Source organism: Pedobacter sp. (assembly GCF_035566355.1).
Lineage (GTDB): Bacteria > Bacteroidota > Bacteroidia > Sphingobacteriales > Sphingobacteriaceae > Pedobacter.
In genome coordinates this window covers 1-3,566 of the sequence record NZ_DATMRL010000170.1, presented here as the reverse complement: position 1 = coordinate 3,566, position 3,566 = coordinate 1, and the positions used below count along the sequence as shown (strand labels likewise).

Sequence of the window (3,566 nt, the reverse complement as noted above, 5' to 3'; positions counted from 1 at the left end):
GTATCCACGACAGGACCTTACAAGCACTAATGTTCAAACACCTGGGTTTTTCTGCAGAAGAAGCACAAAAGCAATTTGGCTTCCTGATGGATGCCTTTGAATATGGCGCGCCTCCTCACGGTGGTATTGCCTTCGGTTTTGACCGTTTATGCTCTATTTTTGCTGGTCTGGATAGCATCCGTGACGTCATTGCCTTCCCTAAGAATAACTCTGGAAGGGACGTGATGATTGACAGTCCTTCTACTATAGACGACAAGCAACTTACAGAACTTAAAATAAAATCGACTCTTTAAGAAGGGGCCAATCAGTATAAAAAAAAGGGAATCAAAATTTGATTCCCTTTTTTTTATACTAATAAGTCTCGCTGTCTGGCGGAATCCCATAATCTATAGCAGCAACTGCTTTCTCTTTTTTCTTTGTTTTACCAAACCAGCCCTTCACAGTGTTAAATATTGCCGATAAATGTTCTGCATCCAGGGTTTTCCCTACTTTGCTTGTAGCGAGCCCCACTAAGGCCTTTGTCAGGAAGCCCGAGCCCCTGAAAAGCGTGCTGTTCATTAAAACAGGCAGAACCATAGACATTAGTTTACTACTGATGTTCAATTTATCATCCATTTTTACAAAAGCAGAGGGCGTAGCATATTTTTTAATCAATGCCCCAAAAGTAAACTGCTTCAAATACAATCGAGTATCTTCTTTTAAAGCATCTCCCTGCATCTGATAAGCAGCCCTTAAAACCAGGATCTCCCGTTGCAGGTCTTCTATGTTCTGAATGTTATTTTTCCTCATCGTCCTTGTCTGCTAGTTTGTTAAAAAATTTGCGGATAGAAAAATTGATGATAGCCTTTTCAATATATTTATCCTTTGTAAAATAAACAATCACCGCAAGAAGAATATAAATCAGCGATACACAACCGAAACCTCGCGTATAACTGCCAAGCACATCAGAAAGAAACATAGCCAAAGTAACCGTTCCAAATAAGAAAGCCAGAACAAAGCAGATAATAACGGTTGTGGTGGTCACCAGATCAGCAAAGGTTCTGGAAACTTTCTCTACCATATATAATTTTGTATACTCGATACGGTTATCTATATAGCCCTTCGCATCTGAAATGATATCTTCAATATTTTTCTCTTTATTTTCCTGCATTACTTATAAGGTTATACAACGATTACTTTAATTTTTGAATTTAGGCATGCTCGGTTTCATCTGCATACTCTTCTTCCTGGTTAAATTTGCTTTTTACAGAACTCACCACTTTATCTTTAAGATTGGCTAGATTATTAATCTCATCTGCGGCTTTATCTTTTATAGAATCACCAAGATCTTTTAAAGACTGGCTTAATCTGTCACGTGTATCTGTTCCTTTTTCAGGAGCAAATAATAAACCCAAAGCTGCACCTGCAGCCAAACCGGCTAATAGCCCAATTAAAACTTTTGAATTATCGTTCATAACTTTTAAATTTTATTTAACACTTATATAACTCTGGATATTTCAGCCCGTTCCCTATTAAAACTCCTCTTCTGGAGGAATTGTTTTAATTCTTTCCAATCTTTCAGTTGCCAGAGCACTTGTTTCATAAATTTTTAGAAGCAAAATGAAATAAGACAACAACAACGGACCGAAAACAAGACCTAATATTCCAAATAATGGTATACCAATAACTACGCCAATTACGGTAATTATAGGATGAATATTTCCAACTTTCTTAGCAATCATAAACCGCAGCACGTTATCTATATTAATAATCACAACGAATCCAAAGATAAGCATGGCCCAGGCTTCAAAATTATGGCCGTTGGCCATCTGCATCAAGGCTGCCGGCACAAAGATGATAGGCGGGCCCAACACAGGGACAAAACAGATAAAAGCCGTGATTACCCCCCAAAATAACGGATCATTATAGCCCAGGACAAGAAATGATATGCTAAGCAATGAGCCCTGTACGATAGAGATCAAGCCTTGTCCAACGACATTTGCATAAGTAGTATTCCTCATTTCTTCCGCAAACCGATAGGCGTTTTGGGCCCTGAAAGGCGCATATTTAACAAGTGCATCTTCAAACGCTTCGTGTTCAATCAGCATAAAATAGAGCAAAAAATACATCAGAAGAAGACCAAACACAATATTAAATGCCCCGGATATCAAAGAAGGGAAGAGTTCGGTAGCCCAGGTTCCTGCTTTTCTAAGTCCTTCTTCCAGCAAGTTTTGCAAATCACGGCTCACATGGACCAGATTTTTAAACTTAAGCAGCATGTTCTGATAATACAGATGGTCGTTTTGCAATTCTGCAATTTTGGCAATAACCATATTGCTCAGCCCATAAAATGGCAGAATAATCACCACTACAGAAATAAACAGAAGTAAAATTGCTGTAAAACGTTTATTCCATTTTTTTCTGTTGACCAGATAAAGATAACCAGGACGCAGGATCGTATACATCACCAGCGTACTTAATATAGAGCCAAATATTCCTTGCAAAGAATAAGCGATCAAACAACCAAGCGCAATGATAATTACAAGGTTAATGTTATTTCGCTGTTTGTAGGAAAATAAGGACATCGGTTTTAAGTATCTAAATTAATGGCCTTCATCTTATTGTAAAGGGTTTTTCTATCAATGTTCAATAACTTTGCTGCCTTGGTCTTATTGAAATTTACCTCCCTCAAAACCTTTAATATAGCATCATATTCGGCCTCCTGTGCCGCATTTTTAAGGTCTTTAGGCTTCTCCGTCCTGTGAACGGTATATTCCAGTGCCGAGGCTTTTGCATAGGTAGAAATTTCCAACGGCAGGGCTTTTAGCTGGATGACCTGTCCTTCTGTCAGCAAAGTGGCTCTTCGCACTACATTTTTGAGTTCCCTTACATTCCCTGGCCAATTATAGGTCAGGAAACACTCCTCAACTTCTGTAGAAAACCCCTGAATATTCTTATTCAGCTCTCCATTGGCCATCTCCAAAAAATATTTTGCAAACACAAGGATGTCTTTTTCTCTTTTGCTAATCGGAGGTAAAGCAATAGAGAATTCGTTAAACCTGTGATACAGATCTTCCCTGAATTTTCCATTCTGTATGGCCACAGCAAGATTTTCATTGGTTGCAACAATGATCCGGACATCCAGATCAATTTCCTTTGTACTCCCTATCCTTTTAATTTTACGCTCCTGTACGGTTCTTAGTAGAGCAGCCTGTATATCGTAAGACAGATTTCCAACCTCATCCAGGAACAGTGTACCTCCATTTGCCATTTCAAAGTGGCCGATCTTTGTGTACAATGCCCCTGTAAATGACCCTTTTTCATGGCCAAAGAATTCACTTCCTGCCAATTCTTTTGTTAAAGAACCACAGTCCATGGCCACAAAGGGCTGATCTTTTCTTGGGCTGTTTAAATGAATTGCATGTGCCACAGATTCTTTACCAGTTCCACTTTCACCCGTTAAAATAACACTATATGAAGTAGGGGCAACCAGCAATATTTGTTTAACCAGCTCTTTTGAAGCCGCGCTCTGTCCGGTAATAAAATTGCCTGTGCTCTGTATAGACTTGACTGGTTTCTCTTTAACC

At 39.0% G+C, this 3,566-nt stretch carries 6 protein-coding genes; 1 reads left to right on the top strand and 5 read right to left on the bottom strand.

Going from position 1 to position 3,566, the window contains the following annotated elements; translation table 11 throughout:
* The coding region (locus tag VNZ46_RS06720; RefSeq protein WP_325559324.1) for an amino acid--tRNA ligase-related protein at positions 1-293 on the top strand (293 nt) is incomplete at its 5' end.
* A gap of 58 nt (positions 294-351) precedes the next feature.
* On the opposite strand, the gene VNZ46_RS06715 is transcribed toward VNZ46_RS06720, so the two are convergent.
* The 5 genes from VNZ46_RS06715 to VNZ46_RS06695 form a co-directional block, all read right to left on the bottom strand.
* Positions 352-789 (bottom strand): hypothetical protein, encoded by a 438-nt coding sequence (locus VNZ46_RS06715; protein ID WP_325559323.1) that lies wholly within the window; start codon positions 787-789, stop codon positions 352-354.
* Positions 776-1,150, bottom strand: coding sequence for a phage holin family protein (locus tag VNZ46_RS06710; protein ID WP_325559322.1), 375 nt, complete (start codon positions 1,148-1,150; stop codon positions 776-778). The genes VNZ46_RS06715 and VNZ46_RS06710 overlap by 14 nt, the downstream gene beginning before the upstream one ends.
* Positions 1,151-1,190: 40 nt before the next feature.
* On the bottom strand, positions 1,191-1,454 hold the full coding sequence (locus VNZ46_RS06705) for a YtxH domain-containing protein (RefSeq protein ID WP_133779121.1): 264 nt from the start codon (positions 1,452-1,454) through the stop codon (positions 1,191-1,193).
* Positions 1,455-1,511: 57 nt separating this feature from the next.
* Entirely contained in the window at positions 1,512-2,564 is a 1,053-nt protein-coding gene (locus tag VNZ46_RS06700) for an AI-2E family transporter (protein ID WP_325559321.1), read from the bottom strand.
* 5 nt (positions 2,565-2,569) lie between these two features.
* A partial coding sequence (locus VNZ46_RS06695; protein ID WP_325559320.1) for a sigma-54 dependent transcriptional regulator occupies positions 2,570-3,566 on the bottom strand: 997 nt, incomplete at its 5' end.

Bases quoted from the DNA above. Each gene is read 5' to 3' on its own strand.
- VNZ46_RS06715 (WP_325559323.1), bottom strand. From the start codon at position 789: ATGAGGAAAAATAACATTCAGAACATAGAAGACCTGCAACGGGAGATC.
- VNZ46_RS06710 (WP_325559322.1), bottom strand. From the start codon at position 1,150: ATGCAGGAAAATAAAGAGAAAAATATTGAAGATATCATTTCAGATGCG.
- VNZ46_RS06705 (WP_133779121.1), bottom strand. From the start codon at position 1,454: ATGAACGATAATTCAAAAGTTTTAATTGGGCTATTAGCCGGTTTGGCT.
- VNZ46_RS06700 (WP_325559321.1), bottom strand. From the start codon at position 2,564: ATGTCCTTATTTTCCTACAAACAGCGAAATAACATTAACCTTGTAATT.